The following is a 17710-nucleotide window of genomic DNA, read 5'->3' on the forward strand; positions in this document are numbered from 1 at the left end:
CCCGAGGCCGCGATGGTGATGGTGCTGTTCACGATCGCCGAGCTGATCGAAGCGCGCTCGCTCGACCGCGCGCGCAATGCGATCGAGGGACTCATGCGGCTCGCGCCCGAAGAAGCCAGCGTGCAGCTTTTTGCTGTTTGGTGGCAGCCCATGCGCCTCGACGCGATCGCGCCGCTCCGGGCGCGTTACGCGCAGCGCACGACGCCGCGCGCGTTCGATGCGGGCGCGCCGCAGAACATGATCAGCCTCGAAGGCGTGTATCACGACATTCTGCGGCTGCTGCCGGAGCGCGCGAGCATCGCGAGCGATGCCGGCACGTTCGGTGGCTGGCTCATGCGCTACTACCGCTGGAAGCATCCGCGCACGCTGTTCGCGCCGACCGCGGGCGGCATGGGCTACGCGCTGCCGGCGGCGATCGGCGCCAAGATGGCGCGGCCCGACGAACCGGCGGTCTCGTTCTCCGGCGACGGCGGCTTCGCGATGACGATGAGCGAGCTGGAAACGGCGGTGCGTCTGCGCCTCAAGGGATTCGTCGCGCTCGTGTTCAACAATAACAACTACGGCACGATCACGATGCATCAGCGCCGGGAGTTTCCGGGCCGCGCCGTCGCGACGGAACTGGGCGCGATCGATTTCGCGATGCTCGCCGAGTCGATGGGCGCGCGAGGCTTCACCGCGCGCACCAATGCCGAATTCGCCGAGGCGTTCGCACGGGCGCTCGCGCACGACGGCCCCGCGTTGATCAACATTCTTTACAGCCCGGATCGGCTTTCGCCGTGGGCGGACGAGCGTGCATCATGAGCCAGACGTTGAAAATCGAAGAGGCGCGGCCGCTCGAACTGGTGACGGGGCAGCGTGCCAGTGCGCCGCAGGCGAACACTGCCGCAAACACCGCCGCGATCAACGTCGATCACGTGTTCAAGCGCTTCGGTTCGAAGAAGGGCGACGTGCAGGCCGTCAGCGACGCCTCGCTGACGATCGCGCGCGGCGAATTCGTCTCGATCGTCGGTCCGAGCGGCTGCGGCAAGAGCACGCTGCTCAATATGATCGCAGGCCTGATGCCGGTCAGCGAAGGCCGCATCGAGGTGCTGGGCAAGCCCGTAAAGGGGCCCGTGCATGAACTCGGCGTGGTGTTCCAGCAGCACCTGCTGCTGCCGTGGCGCACGATCCTCAACAACGTGCTGCTGCAGATCGAAGTCCGCAATCTGAATCGCGCGGAGTATCTGCCGCGCGCGCAGCAACTGCTCAAGCGGGTGGGCCTCGGCGACTTCGCCGAGCGCTTCCCCGACGAACTGTCGGGCGGCATGAACCAGCGCGCGGCGATCGTGCGCGGCCTCATGCACGATCCCCGTGTGCTGCTGATGGACGAACCGTTCGGCGCGCTCGACGCGATGACGCGCGACCAGATGTGCCTCGACTTCCACCAGCTGTCGCGCGAGCAGGGCAAGACGGTGCTGTTCATCACGCACTCGATCACCGAGGCGGTGTTCCTGTCGAACCGGGTCGTCGTGATGTCGCCGCGGCCCGGCCGCATCGAGGAGATCGTGCCGATCGAGCTGGCCGGCGAGCGGCACGTCGACATTCGCGACGAGGCGGAATTCACGCGCTATACGCGGCATATCCGCCGCATCTTCGAAAAAATGGGCGTATTGAAAGAGGAGCGCCGGTCATGAATCAGAGTTCGACATCGCAAGGCTCCGTGCGCCGTGTGTTCAGCGCGCTATGGGCCCGGTTTCCGGTGCTGATCGTGCTGGTCGCGATCGTCGCCGTGTGGGAAGCGGGCGTCGATATCGGCCACGTGCCCTCGTATCTGCTGCCGCCGCCGAGCAGCATCTGGGTGTCGCTCGTCGATCATCGCGCCAATCTGCTCGCGCATATGTGGGTCACGCTGATCGAAACGCTGGCCGGCTTCGGCCTGAGCATCGCGATCGGCGTGCCGCTCGCGGCGCTGATCGTCTACTCGCGCGTATTCGACCGGATCGTCTATCCGATCCTGATCGCGTCGCAGTCGGTGCCGAAGGTCGCGCTCGCGCCGATCCTGCTGGTCGCGCTCGGCTACGGCATCCTGCCGAAGATCATCGTCGCGTTCCTGATCGCGTTCTTTCCGGTGGTCGTCAATACCGTCACCGGTCTCGCCTCGGTCGATCGCGATACGCTCAAGCTGATGCGCTCGATGGGCGCGACGAAGGCGGCCGTGTTCAGCAAGGTGCGCTTTCCGCATGCGGTGCCGAGCATGATCGCCGGGTTCAAGGTGGCGATTGCGCTGGCCGTGGTCGGCGCGGTGGTGGGCGAGTTCGTCGGCGGCCGGGCGGGGCTCGGCTACTACATGATGCTGGCGACCGGCAATTTTGACGCGCCGCTCGTGTTTGCCTGCGTCGTGGTGCTGACGCTGGTCGGCATCGTGCTGTTCTATGCGGTGGGTCTGCTCGAACTGCCGATGGCGCGCTGGAACCGCTCGGTGCGTATCGCGCGCGCCGCGGAAGCCGGCAGCGCATTCGGGATGTGACGGCAATGGCGAATCTCCCGGTTTCCTTGCCGTCCCGAGGCGCGGACCTGATGGAGCTGACGCACCTCGGTGCGATCTGGCCTACCAAGTTCAGCTTCGCGCATTCGTTCCTGCGCACGGTGTGCCGGATGGACTTCTCGTGCGAAATCAGCGAGCTGCGCCTCGACGATGCCGGCCGCGGCCACATCGCCTACCGGGCGCGGCTCGACGGACACACGATGACGTTCGTGGTGTTTTCCGACCCGCTGCCGGAGCATCAGCAGCAGGACCGTATCATTGCGACGCGCTGGGACGCATGGGCGGCGCTCTTTATCGGCGAGCCGTCGGCCGGGGATATCGAGCAGTCGCGCGAGCAGATCCAGCAGGTGACGTGGGGGCGCGCCGCGCCGCGCACGCTCGCCTGGTCGCGGGCGAACCGCAGCGCGCGCCTGTTCGAGCATGTGGTGGCGTCGCTCGCGGCCGGACAGCAGCCCGATCCGCGCCAGTTGAACCAGATCGGTTATCTGATCCGCACCACCGGGTTTAGCGGCAATGGCCGCAACGGCATGCACGATTACGCGTATCTGCGCCAGATCGGCCATCCGTTGCAGGCGCCGTATCACGCGCAAATGATGGCGGCTTACCTGTGGCGCGAGTTCGGCTACGACCTCGCACTGCACCTCGCGCGCGTGCGTAATCCCGCCGCCGTGGATCTTTCCGACGAATCGCGGCGCTTCGTCGGCGTCGGCAACTCGTCGGGCATCGGGCTCGTGCCGTTCGTGGTCCGGCATCCGCGCCTGCTCGACCGCTGGATTGGCGCACGCGAACAGGCTCTGGCCGAGATGTACCGCGAGCGCTTCGAAGCGGACGATTCGCGTTGCGACGAGTTCGATCGCCAACTGGAACGCGCCATCGAGTATTTCGCGCACGAGCCGACCGGCGACCTCGACGAGTTCGCGCCGAGCGAGGCGATTCATGCCGAGCTGCTCCAGGTGCGCGAGCAGTTCGCCCACTTGCGCGCCGGGTGGAAGGCCGGCGCGAGCCGCTCGAATCCGCTGGCCGAACTGCTCGTCAGCTGGCGGGGGCGTTGCTGCCTGGAGACGGGCGAGCTGCTGAACTCGTTGCTGCTCGAATGCCACGAAGGCGGCAACGTTGACGCGAATACGCTGCATGCCGACGAATCGCTGCCGTTCGATCCCACGCAGAAGGCCGGTGCGCTGAAGGACCTGATCGAGACGCATCTGGCCTGGGTGAGCCGTTTCACCGTGGAAGGCGAGCGGCCTTTTTTCTGGTACGCATCCGAGGAAAACATGGAGCCGCGGCGCGGCAGCCGCGACATCGACGAGGGCGAGCAATATGCGCTGCCCGTCGACGTGATGGGCCGTGTCGAAGAGCTGCTGTCCCGTCTACGCGCCGTGCCGCCCGAGCAGACGCTCGGCCGCTTTCTGATCGCGCATCCGGACATGCGCTTCATGGTCGGCTGGGTCAGCACGCTGGCGGATTCCCACTACGCGATTGCGCGCACGGATCTGCTCACGAAGGACTTTTCCCCGCTGCGCATCATGCGTTTCCAGCTGGCGACCTACGGCATGTTGAAGTTCCGCCCGCGTTCGCGCACGTGGCTGCGCGCGACGCTGTTCCAGGGCGCGGGGCTGCCTCGCGAACTCGCGGCCGGCCATGCCGGCGACGGTTTGCTGCCGAGCGTGCCGCACGGCTACGAATTGACGGAGGAACCGCTTCTTGGAGAATGAACTGTTGTCGGCTTCGGTGCGCCTGTCCGGCAAAGAGGTGCCGGGCTTGGCCGTGCGCGTGCTCGGGACGGCATTGATGCCGTGGGGCGCGAGCGCCGGCGCGGCGGAGGCCGTCGAATTCGGCGAACTGGCGGGCTGGCGGCGCTTGAGCCGGCTCGCGCGCGAACTTGGTGCCTTCGATGCGTCGATGTGGCGCGCGCCCGATATCGTCGCCGAGCACGAAGACCATGCGCTATGCGAGGCGAACGGCGGCTCCGCGCTGTTCTTCGGCGCCGCGCTGGCCGACTGGCTGGGCGCTTGGGCGGCGCAAAGCGGGCGGGTCGTGGTCGCGCTGCGCAACGTTGCCCATGCCGCCGATCTGCATGCGATCCCGTACTGGCTCGCGCGGCGCGGATACGCGGGATGTGTCGCCACGGGCCTCGGGGTTGCGGCGGGCGCGGGGCAGCGTGACGGAAGCGGGATCGTGTTCAGTGTGGCCAGTGCCGAAGACGACGGCTGGCAGTATCGGGCCGCGCATGATCCGATGGCTGTGCCGGGTGCTGCCTGCTCGCTGCTGTCGGCGCTGAAGCACGGCGCGCCGCCGCGCGCGGCGTTCGATGCGTTGTTGCAAACCGGCGGCAATTCGCGCGAAGACGTGCGCGACTTCGCATGGCTGGAGGGGAACGATGCCGTCGTCGTTGCGGCGCCGGCGCGGAGCTTGAGCGGTTTTATCGGCGACGCCTGCGCGTACGCCATCGATTCGCAGCACCTGAGCGCGCTGAAGGCGCGGGCCATGGCCGAAGGGTGGCCGATCCCGCGTGACGAATGGGAGCGGTTGATGCGCTTCGCCGACCGAAGCCTGATCCGCACGTCCGAGCGTTCGCGCGAAGGCGCGGGTTGATTTTATCCAGACGGGACACAGTCATGAAGATAGTTGTCGTACATCATTTCGTCTTGCCGGGACAGCACGAGGCGGCGCACAGGCGAATCGGGGAAGTCACGCGGCGCATGGGTACCCGCGATGGCTTGATGTTCCGCCACGTCGGCGCACGCGCCGGCATGCCGGACTGCCTGACCTCGGTCACGGGCTGGCGCAGCGAGAGCGATTGCGCCGGGTGGGAAGCGTACCGGGATTCGCTGCCGCCGATCGGCGGCGACAACCCGTATTCGAAGGTCGAGGAACTGGCGGTGATCGTTCCTTCGTCCGATGAAAAGGGCGCGGCCGGTTGAGGCAAGGGGCGCGGCTGTCGCGCCCCGGTTTCGTCTTATTTAATCAGGATGTCGAATCTGTTGGTGGGGATGTGAAGTAGGTGGTACAGGTTTCATGAAAAAATTCTTACAATATAAATTGGTTAGGAGGTCAAATGAAGAAGGCATGGATGTTGATCGCGCTTCTCGCTGCATCGGATTACGCATCGGCTCAAAGCTCGGTGACGTTGTTCGGTCAGATCGACGAGGCAATCGCCTACATTAACAATGCGGGCGGCGGCGCTTCGGTGCGCATGCGCAGCGGCACGTGGGTGGGTTCCCAGTGGGGGCTGACCGGCAACGAAGACCTGGGCGGCGGATACCGGGCTTTCTTCCGCCTCGAAAACGGTTTTGATCTGAATACCGGCAAACTCGGGCAGAACGGCCGGCAATTCGGCCGTCAATCGTATCTGGGGCTCGGCACGCCCTACGGTAATCTGACGTTCGGCCGCCAGTACGACATGGTGGTCGATTATGTCGGCCCGATCATGGCGAACGGACGGGGCAGCGCGCCGGCCTACGACATCGACAATACGGGCAATGACTGGCAGACCAGCAACTCCGTCAAGTATACGACGCCGACTTTCCACGGATTTTCCGCCGGCGCGCTGTATGCGTTCGGCGGCGTGCCGGGTCAGTTCTCGACCAACAGCGTGGTGAGCGCGGGCGCGGGCTATACGGGCGGTCCGTTGCAGGTCGGCGCGGCGTATACGTCGGTGCGCAATCCGTATGCGACGTGGTTCGACAGCACCGGTGCGTCCAATATCCTGATCTTTGGCGCTTATCTGCCGAACGCGCGTGCTCTCAACATTGCGGCAGGCGGCGTTTCATATAAGTTCGGCAATTTGATCGGCCGTGTCGGGATGTCGCATTCCGATCTGACCCAATCGATCAACGGCGCGGACGCCCAGTTCAATATCTATATGGCGCAGGCCGACTACTGGATGCGCTCGGATATCCGGCTCGGCGCGGCGGTGGACCTCGTGTACGGGAACATCGGCTCGCTGGGCCAGCATCCGCGCTATCAGCAGTACAACCTGGTCGCCGATTACTATCTGTCGAAGCGCACCGATCTTTATATGTGGGCGATCTACGGCACGGCGGGCGGTGACGCGACGCGCATGCAGATCGGGCAGTTGCCGGCGTCGACGACGAATAAGCAGTTCAACATCAACTTCGGTATCCGGCATCGCTTCTAGGACGCTCGGCATCGAAGACGGCGTCGTCGCCGAGGTTCGTGCGGCGGCGCTGTCATGAGCGCTGGGAGTGCGATTGGATCTGGTGCAAACCGGTGCCCGTGCGGAACGGAGCAGGGCCATGACGAGGCGACGTGCTGCCGCGCGCTGCGAGTTCAGGCAGCGCGCGGCAGCACGAGCTATTTGCGTGGCACGATCGATCCTGCTCTCCCGTTTCAGGAGAGCGGCTGGTTACATATTCGGGTAGTTCGGCCCGCCGCCACCTTCCGGCGTGACCCACACGATGTTCTGCGTCGGGTCCTTGATGTCGCAGGTCTTGCAGTGCACGCAGTTCTGCGCATTGATCACAAGCCGTTCGTTGCCGTCATCGTTCTTCACGAATTCATACACGCCAGCAGGGCAGTAACGCGACTCCGGACCCGCATAGGTCTGCCAGTTGACGTTGACCGGCACGGTCGGGTCTTTCAGCGTCAGATGCGCGGGCTGGTTCTCTTCGTGATTCGTGTTCGAAATGAACACCGACGAAAGCCGGTCGAACGTGAGCTTGCCATCGGGCTTCGGATACGTGATCGGCTTGCACTGCGATGCCGGTTTCAGCATCTCGTGATCCCAATGCTGGTGATGCAGCGTCCACGGCACATTGCCGCCCAGCAGCTTCTGCTCGATGCCGACCATCAGCGTGCCGAGGTACAGGCCCTTGCTCATCCACTGCTTGAAGTTGCGTGCGCGATACAGTTCGGTGTGAAGCCATGAGGTCTTGAAGGCTTCCGGATACGCAGTCAGTTCATCAGACTGGCGACCGGCCTGCACGGCATCGAAGGCCGCGTCGGCGGCGAGCATGCCGGTCTTGATCGCCGCGTGCGAGCCCTTGATACGCGAGACGTTGAGGAAACCCGCATCATCGCCGACCAGCGCACCGCCCGGAAACACGAGCTTCGGCAGCGACATCAGCCCGCCTGCCGTAATCGCCCGCGCACCGTACGACACGCGCTTGCCGCCTTCGAGAATCGCTCGGATCGCCGGGTGCGTCTTGTAGCCCTGGAACTCCTCGAACGGCGACAGGTACGGATTCGAATAACCGAGGCCGACCACGAAGCCCACCACGATCTGGTTGTTGTCCAGGTGATAAAGGAACGAGCCGCCGTACGTATCGTTCTCGAGCGGCCAGCCGGCTGTGTGCATCACGAGGCCCGGCTTGTGCTTCGCGGGATCGATTTCCCACAGTTCCTTGATGCCGATGCCGTAGACCTGAGGATTGACGCCATCGCGCAGTTTGAACTTCTCGTTCAGCTGACGGCCGAGATGTCCGCGCGCGCCCTCGCAGAACAGTGTGTACTTCGCGTGCAGTTCCATGCCGAGCTGGAAATTTTCGGTCGGCTCGCCGTCCTTGCCGATGCCGAGGTTCCCGGTCGCGACGCCCTTAACGGAGCCGTCTTCGTTATAGAGCACTTCGGCGGCGGGAAAACCCGGGAAAATTTCGACGCCGAGCGCCTCGGCCTGCTGACCCAGCCAGCGCGTCACGTTCGCGAGCGAAATGACGTAGTTGCCGTGGTTTTTGAAGTTATCGGGCAGCGCCCAGTTGGGCACGGCCTTCGCGCCGGTTGCGGTGAGGAACAGGAAACGGTCCTCGGTGACGGGAACGTCCAGCGGCGCGCCTTTGTCCTTCCAGTCGGGGATCAGTTCGGTGATGGCGCGCGGGTCCATGACCGCGCCCGAGAGGATATGCGCCCCGATCTCCGAGCCTTTTTCGAGTACGCACACGCCAAGCTCGACGCCCTGCGCGGCGGCGCGCTGCTTCAGGCGGATCGCCGCCGACAGCCCGGCCGGGCCGCCGCCGACGATCACCACGTCGTATTCCATCGACTCGCGCGGGCCGAATTGCGAAGTAAGCATAGGTCAGGTCGCGACGTCAGATCGCGCAATTAGAGGGAGAGGGGAGCGATGGCAATCGAGATCAATTCAGCGCCGGCGCCGAGGGGGACGAGATCGAGCGGTTCGCGTGAACGCTCGATGAGAATGCCTTGCAGCGGACCGAGCAAGACGCCGTCGAGCATCCCGCCGCGCACGCTCCACTGACCGGACAGGCCGATCAGCAACCGGATCGGCGCCGCCGCGATGCTCGACGAACCGGACAGCATGCCGACGGACGAACCACAGCGGCCACGGCGCGTCATCACGTTCAGCGCGTTGACGGGCGCCGTGGAGAGCGTGCTCCACAGATCGAGGTCGCCGGAGAAATGCACGGGCTGGCCACGCTGTGCGTCGATGCGGACCTCTTGCGAGCGCAGCTTCACCACACCCTCGTCGAGCAGCACGAAGGTGCGCTCGAAGCCGGCGAACTGCGAGAACCTCGCGGACGTGTTCAGCGTTGCGAGGCTCACGCGCCAGTCCGTGTCCTCGCCGTGTCCGGCGGCGCTGCCGCGAGCAATGGTGCGGGTGATGCCGTTGCCGTTCGCCCACGGCTCCGCCTGCAACTGGGCGTACTCGAAGCGGCGCACGGCAACCTGAGCGGCGCTGGCCGCGGAAGAGGGCGCAGCCGCTTCAGGCTTCATCGCGCAGCTCCGGCATGCCGCTCCAGTTCGCCCAGCACCTCGAACAGATCGCCGACGAGCCCGATATCGGCCACGGAGAAGATCGGCGCGTCCGGGTCCTTGTTGATCGCAACGATCACTTTCGAGTCCTTCATGCCGGCGAGGTGCTGGATCGCACCGGAAATACCGAACGCGAAATACACATCGGGTGCGACGGTCTTGCCGGTTTGGCCGACCTGCGCGGCATTGGAAACATAGCCCGCGTCGACGGCCGCGCGCGAGGCGCCGAGCGCCGCGCCGATCTGTGCGGCGAAGTGTCCGAGCCGCTCCATGTTTTCCTGCGAGCCGAGACCACGGCCACCCGACACCACGATGCGCGCCGAAGCGAGGTCCTGGCCGGACTGGTTGGCGGTGTGCCGTTCGACGAGACGGGTTTTCGCAAAGCTGTCGAGCACGGGCAGCACGACGATGTCCGCTGCCTGTTCGCCCGAGCCGGCAGCGGGCCAGGACGAGGCGCGGAACGTGGCGAACGTCGTGGCGGCTGCCGTGCTGACGTTCGACACGACGCTGCCCGCATAGAGTCCGCGCACGAACTGGTTCGCGCCTGCAACCGCCGTGATGTCGGACAGAAACGCGCCGCCGGCACGCGCGGCCGCGCGCGGCAACGCGCTGCGCCCGAGCGTGCGATGGGCCGCGGCGATCAGCGAATAGTCGCTCGCGAGAAGCGCGAGCCGTGCGGCGAGCGTTTCGGGCGCGATGTCCACCGAAGCGGCGGCCGCGACCAGGACGCGCGAGATTCCGGCGACGCGCGCGGCAGACTCCGCCGCGCTCGCGTCGAGCACCAGCAGATCGACCGGCAGACCGCGCTCGCTGGCGGCCGATACGGTTCGAAGCGCAGCATCCGCGACCTGACCGTTTTCCGTCTCTGCAAGGACGAGCGTTCTCATGCGGCGACTCCCGTGTTTCCGAATACGTTGCGTGCCGCGAGCGCGTCGATCAGCGCGGCGGTGGTCGGCACCTGGATGCCGGCCTTGCGCGCGGGCGGTTCGCTCAGCGCGTCGATGCGCGCGAGCGGTGCCGGCTCCACGCCGAGCGTGCGATAGCCGAGGATCTCCAGCGGCTTCTGCTTCGCCTTGACGATGTTCGGCAGCGTGACGCGGCGCGGTTCCGCGAGCCGCAGGTCCGCGCTTACCACGCACGGGCCGCCCAGTTCCCAGGTTGCGGTGCCGCTGTCGTCACCGCAGGTCACGCGCCAGCCCTCGGCCGTGGCGTCGAGCGCGCTCGCGTCGAGCCCTTGCGGCCAGTCGAGCAGGCCGGCCAGCATCGCGGCGACGCCGCCGATGTCGTCGTCGATCGCCTGCTTGCCGCAGAGCACGAGACCGTAGTCGTGGGTCGCCAGATAAGCGTGCAGCAGCCGTGCGACGCCGAGCGAATCGAGTGCGGGTGTCGCCTCGGCCGTGTCGATCAGCACCGCGTCGTTCGCGCCCATCGCGAGTGCGGTGCGCAGCACGTCTTGGCTTGTCGCGAGGCCGCAGGTCAAAACGGTGACGTGCGTTGCCACGCCGGCTTCGCGCAGTTGCAGCGCCTTCTCCAGCGCGCATTCGTCGAACGGATTGAGCGACATCTTGAGGCCCGTCGTATCGACGGCGCCGCTGGCATTGACGCGTACGCGCACGTTGGGATCGACGACGCGTTTGACGGGAACCAGAATCCTGATAGCCATGTAGGTGTTCTCCGGGAAATCAGGGTAAGTCAGGACACGGCGCCCGAGCCGTACTTGCCGACCAGCAGCGCGCCGCTTTCGAAGCGGCTCAGCGCGTAAGGGGCGAGCGAGACGTCGGTGGGCAGACCGAGCGCATGCTGCGCGAGCAGCTTGCCGACGCCCGGCGAAAGCTTGAAGCCGTGTCCGGAAAAGCCGAAGCCGACGGTCAGCCCTTCGATATCGGCAACCGGTCCGAGCACGGGGTTCCAGTCGGGCGTCACGTCATAGACGCCGGTCCACGATGAGGCGAGGCCCGCCGTCTCGTAGGCCGGGAAGCGCTCGGCAACTTGCGCGCCGACTTCGGCGACGTAGTCGAGCGAGATATCGCCCTGTTCGGTTTCGGGTGCGTTCAGCGTTTCGCCGACCACGCCTTCGGACACCAGCATCTGTTTGCCGCCATAGCTGCGGTAATAGAGCATGCCCGGCGAGGCGAGGTCCTTGAAGGCCGGCATCGCGAACGTGTATTCGGCCTCGCATTCGAGCGCCAGCACCGTATGGCGCTCGGGCTTGACCGGCAGCGTCACGCCGATCCAGCCGGCCAGCTCCGGCGTCCAGATGTTCTGCGTGCTGACGAGCGTGCCGCAGCTGAAGGTGCCGGCCGTCGTCTCGACGCCGGTGATCCGGCGGCCGTCGCGAATCACGCCGGTCACGCGCGTGTTCTCCATGATCTTGACGCCGCGCTTGCGGGCTGAGCGGGCGAAGCTGGTCGCGACGAGGTAGGCGTCGGCAAAGCCGGCTTCGGGCTCGAAGCCGATCAGCGCGGCATCGTCGAAGCGGGCGATCGGCATGCGTTCGCGCGCTTCGTCGCGCGACAGCAACTGGACCTCGATACCCATGTCCTGCTGCGCGCGCAGCGACGCGCCCAACGGTTCGAGCTTGTCGCCTTCGGGCGCGCAGATCATGTAGCCGCACTTGACGAGCCCGCACGAGGCCTCTTCGTCGCCCACGTATTCGGCGAAATTGTTGAAGGCCCACCACGACGCGCGGGCCAGCTCGACGTTCTGGCGCACGGAGTAGTGCGTGCGCAGCAGCCCCGACGACTGCGAGGTCGTGCCCGCGCCGATGGTGCCCTGTTCGAGCACGAGTACGCTCTTTGCGCCGAGCGCGGCAAGGTGATGAGCGACCGATGCGCCGACTACGCCCGCGCCGATCACGACAAAATCATAGTGGCTCATGTGGACTCTCCAGAATGGCAATGGGCGGATTGTAGGGACGAGCCGCGGCAGACGATTTTTTATTAGATAAACTAATGAGGCCCCCGTATTGGTGCTGATGAAACTGACGCCACGGGCGGGTACAGGCACCATGGCGCTTTCTCGCCGATCGTCGATCAACGATCGCGAGGGGGCAGGCTGGTGGAGACGAACCACAGGATGAGGCAATGGGACGGACACAGGCTCCGATCGATCTGCGGGCGCTACAGGCGTTTATCGCCGTCTGCGAAACCGGCTCGATGACCGCGGCGGCGAGGCAGCTCGGCGTGACGCAAAGCGCGATCAGCCAGGCGATCTCGGCATTGGAGCGCGACCAGGGTCTCGTGCTGTTCGATCGCGACAGCCGGCCGCCGCGCCCCAATCTGGCCGGGCGCGCGTTGCTCGAACTGGCCGGCCCGCTGCTGGAGCATGCGCAGACCGTGAGCGCGCGCATCGGCGACGCGGCGCAGGTGGGCAAGCTGCCGGTGCGCCTTGGCTGCGTCGATTCGTTCGCGGCGACGGTGGGGCCGGAGCTGATCCGCGCCGTGTCCGGCACGCCGCGGCAGATTTCGTTGTGGTCGGGGCTCACCCCGGGGCTGAGCCGGATGCTGCACGATCATGAACTCGATATGGTGGTCTGCACGCAGACCACGCTCGACGATGCGCGCATCGTCGAAGTGCCGCTGTTTTCCGAGGCCTTTGTCGCGGTCGTCGCGAAAAGCTATCTGCATGAGCGGCGCGACGCGGACTGGCGCAGCCTCGCGCACGATCTGCCGCTGATCCGCTATACCCGGCGCTCCGTGATTGGCCAGCAGGTCGAGCGGTTCGCCCGGCATCTCGGCATCGTGAGCCCGCAACGCTACGAATTCGACGCGACCGATCCGCTCCTGAGCCTCGTGACCGCGCGGCTCGGCTTTGCGATCTCCACGCCGCTGTGCCTCTGGCAGGCGCGCCACTATCTGAACGACATCGCGGTGCTGCCGTTGCCGGCCAGCCGGCTCGGGCGGCGCGATTTTTTTCTGCTGCACCGCGAGGGCGCGTGGGGCGACTTTGCCGCCGACATCGTTGCGCTCACGCGATCGGTGCTCGACCATTCGATTTGTCCGGCTTTGGCGCAGGCTTTGCCGGAACTGCCGGCCGACGCCGTGCAGTGATCCATCACGACAGGAGTTTGACGATGAACGAGTTGTATTCGCTCGAGCGCGGCGACGCGCCGCTGCTGGTTTCGATTCCGCACCTCGGGACGCAGATTCCCGACACGCTGCGCCCTCTGTATTCCGACGCGGCGCTGACGCTGGCCGACACCGACTGGCATCTGGACCGGCTCTACGCGTTCGTGCGCGAGATGGGGGCGACCTTGCTCGGCGCGAAAGTGTCGCGCTATGTGATCGACCTGAACCGGCCGCCGAACGACGAGAGCCTGTATCCGGGACAGACGACGACTGGCCTGTACCCGACCGAAACGTTTCATGGCGAAGCGGTGTATCGCCCGGGCTGTGAACCGGATGCGGCGGAGAAGCAGCGCCGCGTGGAGACCTGCTGGCGTCCTTATCACGCCGCGCTTGCGGAGGAGCTGGCGCGTCTGCGCGCGCTGCATCCCCATGTGCTGCTGTGGGAAGCGCATTCGATCGCGAGCGTGTTGCCGAGGCTTTTCGAAAACAAGCTGCCCGATCTGAATCTGGGTACCCAGGACGGACGCACCGCGGCGCCGGCGCTTCAGGCCGCAGCCGAAGCTGGCGCCGCGGCGGGCGAATTCACGTGGATTGCGAACGGGCGCTTCAAGGGCGGCTACATCACGCGTCACTTCGGTGCGCCGCAGCAAGGCATTCACGCGATCCAGCTCGAGATGTGCCAGTCGACCTATATGGACGAAGCGGCGCCGTTTGCCTATCTGCCCGAGCGCGCGGAGCGGGTTCAGCCGACGCTGCGGCGCATGGTGGGCGGCGCGCTCGACGCGCTCAGGACGCTGCCGGCGCCTCGCGTGCCCGAATGAACCCGTTCGCCTTATTCGCGTGCGCCAGGTGTCCCGATGGGTGCGCGCGCAGGGCGGCGGAATAAGGCGAGATGAGCGAGATGAGGCCCGAGGCCAAGGCGCTGCCGGCCTCGATGAGCGAACGCTTTTCGGGCGTCACGGATGGCGGGAGTCGCTTCCGCTATCCGGACTTGCCCGATCTCACGCGGCGACCGAACGTGACCGCGTGCGCGCACGCGGTTTTTCGATTGCCGGCTTCGTCACTTCTTCGGGATGAAGCGCCGCCTGCTGCGCCGCAAGAATATGAGCCTCGGCCGCGGCTCGGGCGGCGACCGGGTCGCGCGCCTTGACGGCGTCGCGGATGCTATGCATTTCGAGCAGGCTGAATCTCGCGCGGCCAGGATTCGCCATCGACTTCGCGCGCAGCAGATTGATGCGCGCAAACAGCGATTCCAGAAATTCGCGAATGATGTGGTTGCCGCAGCCGAGCAGAATCACGTCGTAGAACTCGCCCGTCGACTTGAGCCGATCGAGCGCATTGTCGTTATTGACGGCTTCCTGGAATTGCGCGAGCGCCCGGTCGAGGGCGGCGACCTGCTCGTCGGTGGCCGACTGAGCCAGAAGCGCGGCCGCTTCGCCTTCGAGCAGCTTGCGCACGTGATAGATCTCCACCGACTCCTGGATGGAGATCGTCGCCACCGAAGGCCCGCGGTTCGGCGCGTTGTGAACGAGACGCTCGGATTCGAGCCGCCGCAACGCTTCACGCAGCGTCGTGCGGCTCACGCCCATCGTTTCCGCGAGCGTCGTTTCGACGAGCCGCTCGCCCGGCGCGAGTTGCCCTTGCATGATGGCTTCCCGCAACTTCGACGTGGTCTGAAACAGCACGGTCTGCGGTGTGACTTTCAGATCCACAGCCATAACGTCCCCTTCCCTTGATCTTTTCAGTTTGTAATGCGGCGGCCGGCCAGCGGAGCGCCGCGCGAGGCGCGCGCTCCGGATGCCCGGCCCGTGCCGCTTACCCTTGCGCGAGGAAGCGTTGACCGATTTTTTCGAAGACGCAGTAATGGCCCTTGAACCACTCTTCCGCCGCGAGGCGGGCGCGCCACGGCGTGCCACGCGCTTTTTCCCGCGCGTCCGACTCAAGTGCTTCCCGCTTTGCCAGATAGTGTAGAGCAAGATGGGTGAAGCGTTGAGGGTCTCCGTCGACGATATCGAAGCGCCGCACGGCAAGCCAGTCCTCGCATTCGAGCAGCGCCGGGATGTGGTCCTGTTCATACCAGCGATTGAATTCGTCGCTGCGCGCCTCGGGCACGGTGAAGAACACGGCGTAGACGAACTGCGCGTCGAACGGCGAGCTCGCGCGCGCGCCGTCCTGATGCCAGTAGCCGATTTCCTCGCCGATGTAGCGGGTGAAATCCGACACGCCGCCGAGCATGCGCCGCGAGCGCTCGCCCGGATTGCCCTTGATCTCCTTGTACTGCGGAGTCGAGAGCGCATCCCTCGATTCCATCTCGTAGATGGCGAGGTAGGCCGGCCCGTCGACATTGCGGTAGCGCTGCGCCGACGTGAAGCCCGGCGCCTTCATACGCGCCGGAATGTGCTCCGTGTCGTACCAGTCGTTGAAGTCTTGCTCCCAGCTTGCGTCGGGAGTCATTTCCGAAAACAGCACCGTGCGACGGCTCATCTCGATCTCCTCTCAAAAAAAAGTTGTTGACTGGATTGTACGACAATCGTATTGTTTGTCAAACCGATACTTTTAACCGCCGGACTACCGGCCCTGGAGTCTCCGATATGAAGCTGCAAGTCAAGTCCCTCTACACGTACGTTCAGCACCAACCGGCACCGGCGAATGCCGAAGATCAACGTCCGCTGCACAAGGTTGCGGTCATCGCCGTCGTCAAGAATCCGTATGCTGGCGAGTTCCGCAACGACCTCTCCGAAATGATCGAGGCCAGCGTCGAACTGGGCGAAAAACTGGCTCAACTCGCGAAGGACGCGATGGGCCCGTACGAAGTCGAGAGCTACGGCAAGGGCGGCATCGTCGGCACCGCCGGCGAACAGGAGCACGCGAACGCGCTGCTGACGAGCGCATTCGCCGAGCCGATCCGCGCGGCCGTCGGCGGCAAGGCATGGATTCCCTCGTACACGAAGGTGGCTCCGGCTGGCGTCGCGATCGACGTGCCGCTCGCCTACAAGGATGCGCTCTATGTGCGTTCGCACTATGACGGCATGACCGTTGCGATCCCGGAAGGCCCGCTGCCCGACGAAGTCGCCGTGATCTTCTGCCTCGCGAACCGCGGCCGTCTGACCGCTCGCGTGGGCGGCCTGAAGGTATCCGAGGCAGTCGGCGAAGACGGTCTCGTCTAAACAATTTCCTTATGGAGGAGATGCAATGAAAACGGCAATCGTCAATCTGAAGACCATCGTCACCGGAGAGTGGCGCGATCCGTTCGCAAAGGGCGACAGCATCCTGATGGCGGACGGCAAGATCGAAGCGATCGGCACCCTGAGCGCCGAACAGCTCGAAGCCTGCGACGTGGTGATCGACGCCGACGGCGCGACCGCGATTCCGGGTCTGATCGACTCGCAGATTCACAACACGTTCGGCGATTACACGCCGCGCCAGAAAACCGTCGGCTTCCTCGAAAGCTACGTGCACGGCGGCACGACGACCGCGATCAGCGCGTCCGAAGTGCACGTGCCGGGCCGTCCGACCGATCCGCAAGGCGTGAAGGCGCTGGCCGTGGCCGCGCAGCGCTGCTTCGCCAACTATCGCCCGGGCGGCATGCGCGTGTTCGCGGGCTCCATCATTCTCGAACCAGGACTGGTCGAGGACGATCTGCGCGACATCGCCTCGCAAGGCGTGTGGCTCGCGAAGGCCGGCTTCGGCGCGGTCAAGACGCCGTTCGACTACGCGCCGATGATCGGCTGGGCGAAGAAGCACGGCATGATTACCACGGTGCATACGGGCGGCTCGTCGATTCCGGGTTCGTCGGGTATCTGGGCCGAACATCTGATCGCGATGCAGCCGCACGTGTCGTTCCATATCAACGGCGGCCCCGTGGCGATGCCGGATCAGGATTTCGGACGCATTCTCAACGAAAGCGAAATCGCGATGCAGGTCTGCACCGCCGGCAATCTGCGCACGCTGCTGATGATCGCCGAGATGACCGTGCAGGCCGACAAGTTCGACCGCTTCCTGATCGCCACCGACACGCCGACCGGCAGCGGCATCATGCCGCTCGGCATGATGTACACGATCACGCACCTCGCGAGCCTCGGCAAGATGGCACCGGAGCAGGCGATCTGCGCCGCGACCGGCAACAACGCGCGCACCTACGGCATCAACTCGGGCTTCCTGCAGGTCGGCCGCGACGCCGACGTCGTGATTCTCGACTCGTGCGTGGGCGGCACCAAGCATACGGCTCTCGATGCGCTGGCCAATGGCGATATCGCCTCGGTCGCGGCGGTCGTCACGGACGGCGTGCCGCGCTTCGTCGGCCGCAGCCGCAACACGCCGGCTTCGGAGAAGAACGTGCGGGTTATCAAGTCCCGCATCATGAACGATTTCGCGGCACCTAAACATTGAGAAC

At 65.4% G+C, this 17710-nt stretch carries 18 protein-coding genes; 11 read left to right on the forward strand and 7 right to left on the reverse strand.

Features of this window, described 5'->3' with window-relative positions; translation table 11 throughout:
- From F3J20_RS15275 to F3J20_RS15305, 7 genes are all read left to right on the forward strand, one after another.
- On the forward strand, window positions 1-801 hold an 801-nt coding region (locus F3J20_RS15275), incomplete at its 5' end, for a thiamine pyrophosphate-dependent enzyme (RefSeq protein ID WP_240162810.1).
- Window positions 798-1673 carry an ABC transporter ATP-binding protein gene (locus tag F3J20_RS15280; protein WP_167283789.1) on the forward strand — a complete coding sequence of 292 codons (876 nt, stop codon included), beginning with the start codon at window positions 798-800 and terminating at the stop codon, window positions 1671-1673. The genes F3J20_RS15275 and F3J20_RS15280, both read left to right, overlap by 4 nt.
- Complete coding sequence (locus F3J20_RS15285; RefSeq protein ID WP_167283790.1) at window positions 1670-2506, forward strand: ABC transporter permease; 837 nt, start codon at window positions 1670-1672, stop codon at window positions 2504-2506. The genes F3J20_RS15280 and F3J20_RS15285 overlap by 4 nt, the downstream gene beginning before the upstream one ends.
- A 5-nt stretch (window positions 2507-2511) precedes the next feature.
- The gene (locus F3J20_RS15290) at window positions 2512-4236 is read left to right on the forward strand and encodes a hypothetical protein (protein ID WP_167283791.1); all 1725 of its coding nucleotides are present in this window, start codon (window positions 2512-2514) and stop codon (window positions 4234-4236) included.
- Window positions 4226-5116, forward strand: a complete 891-nt coding sequence (locus F3J20_RS15295; RefSeq protein WP_167283792.1) for a hypothetical protein — start codon at window positions 4226-4228, stop codon at window positions 5114-5116. The genes F3J20_RS15290 and F3J20_RS15295 overlap by 11 nt, the downstream gene beginning before the upstream one ends.
- Before the next feature lie 23 nt (window positions 5117-5139).
- On the forward strand, window positions 5140-5445 hold the full coding sequence (locus F3J20_RS15300) for a hypothetical protein (RefSeq protein WP_167041289.1): 306 nt from the start codon (window positions 5140-5142) through the stop codon (window positions 5443-5445).
- Between the two features lie 134 nt (window positions 5446-5579).
- A complete protein-coding gene (locus tag F3J20_RS15305) occupies window positions 5580-6662 on the forward strand; it encodes a porin (protein WP_167041292.1) in 1083 nt (360 codons plus the stop codon).
- 228 nt (window positions 6663-6890) lie between these two features.
- On the opposite strand, the gene F3J20_RS15310 is transcribed toward F3J20_RS15305, so the two are convergent.
- Genes F3J20_RS15310 through F3J20_RS15330 form a run of 5 tightly spaced genes read right to left on the reverse strand, consistent with a single transcriptional unit; the run spans window position 6891 to window position 12127 of the window.
- Entirely contained in the window at window positions 6891-8552 is a 1662-nt protein-coding gene (locus tag F3J20_RS15310) for an electron transfer flavoprotein-ubiquinone oxidoreductase (protein ID WP_205299307.1), read from the reverse strand.
- A 29-nt stretch (window positions 8553-8581) separates the two neighbouring features.
- Window positions 8582-9211, reverse strand: coding sequence for a HutD family protein (locus F3J20_RS15315; protein WP_167283793.1), 630 nt, complete (start codon window positions 9209-9211; stop codon window positions 8582-8584).
- Window positions 9208-10137, reverse strand: a complete 930-nt coding sequence (locus F3J20_RS15320) for an FAD-binding protein (RefSeq protein ID WP_167041298.1) — start codon at window positions 10135-10137, stop codon at window positions 9208-9210. Before F3J20_RS15320 ends, F3J20_RS15315 begins: the two co-directional genes overlap by 4 nt.
- The gene (locus tag F3J20_RS15325) at window positions 10134-10907 is read right to left on the reverse strand and encodes an electron transfer flavoprotein subunit beta/FixA family protein (protein WP_167283845.1); all 774 of its coding nucleotides are present in this window, start codon (window positions 10905-10907) and stop codon (window positions 10134-10136) included. The genes F3J20_RS15320 and F3J20_RS15325 overlap by 4 nt, the downstream gene beginning before the upstream one ends.
- A 35-nt stretch (window positions 10908-10942) precedes the next feature.
- On the reverse strand, window positions 10943-12127 hold the full coding sequence (locus F3J20_RS15330) for an FAD-binding oxidoreductase (RefSeq protein ID WP_167283794.1): 1185 nt from the start codon (window positions 12125-12127) through the stop codon (window positions 10943-10945).
- 206 nt (window positions 12128-12333) lie between these two features.
- On the opposite strand from F3J20_RS15330, the gene F3J20_RS15335 reads away from it, so the two are divergent.
- Window positions 12334-13299, forward strand: coding sequence for a LysR family transcriptional regulator (locus tag F3J20_RS15335; RefSeq protein WP_167041304.1), 966 nt, complete (start codon window positions 12334-12336; stop codon window positions 13297-13299).
- Between the two features lie 23 nt (window positions 13300-13322).
- Window positions 13323-14138: an N-formylglutamate deformylase gene (hutG, locus tag F3J20_RS15340; RefSeq protein WP_167283795.1), complete on the forward strand. Its 816-nt coding sequence runs from the start codon at window positions 13323-13325 to the stop codon at window positions 14136-14138.
- Between the two features lie 180 nt (window positions 14139-14318).
- Here the strand turns inward: hutG and F3J20_RS15345 are convergent, their stop codons facing one another.
- Both F3J20_RS15345 and F3J20_RS15350 read right to left on the reverse strand, forming a co-directional pair.
- Window positions 14319-15035, reverse strand: coding sequence for a GntR family transcriptional regulator (locus F3J20_RS15345; protein ID WP_167041310.1), 717 nt, complete (start codon window positions 15033-15035; stop codon window positions 14319-14321).
- A gap of 97 nt (window positions 15036-15132) precedes the next feature.
- Complete coding sequence (locus F3J20_RS15350; protein WP_167041313.1) at window positions 15133-15801, reverse strand: DUF4286 family protein; 669 nt, start codon at window positions 15799-15801, stop codon at window positions 15133-15135.
- A gap of 107 nt (window positions 15802-15908) precedes the next feature.
- Between F3J20_RS15350 and F3J20_RS15355 the strand changes: the two genes are divergently transcribed.
- Both F3J20_RS15355 and F3J20_RS15360 read left to right on the forward strand, forming a co-directional pair.
- A complete protein-coding gene (locus F3J20_RS15355) occupies window positions 15909-16484 on the forward strand; it encodes an amino acid synthesis family protein (RefSeq protein WP_167041316.1) in 576 nt (191 codons plus the stop codon).
- A 25-nt stretch (window positions 16485-16509) separates the two neighbouring features.
- Complete coding sequence (locus tag F3J20_RS15360; protein ID WP_167041319.1) at window positions 16510-17706, forward strand: amidohydrolase family protein; 1197 nt, start codon at window positions 16510-16512, stop codon at window positions 17704-17706.
- Window positions 17707-17710 lie beyond the last annotated feature (4 nt).

This window comes from Paraburkholderia sp. Cy-641 (assembly GCF_011752945.1).
Taxonomy (GTDB): Bacteria; Pseudomonadota; Gammaproteobacteria; order Burkholderiales; family Burkholderiaceae; genus Paraburkholderia.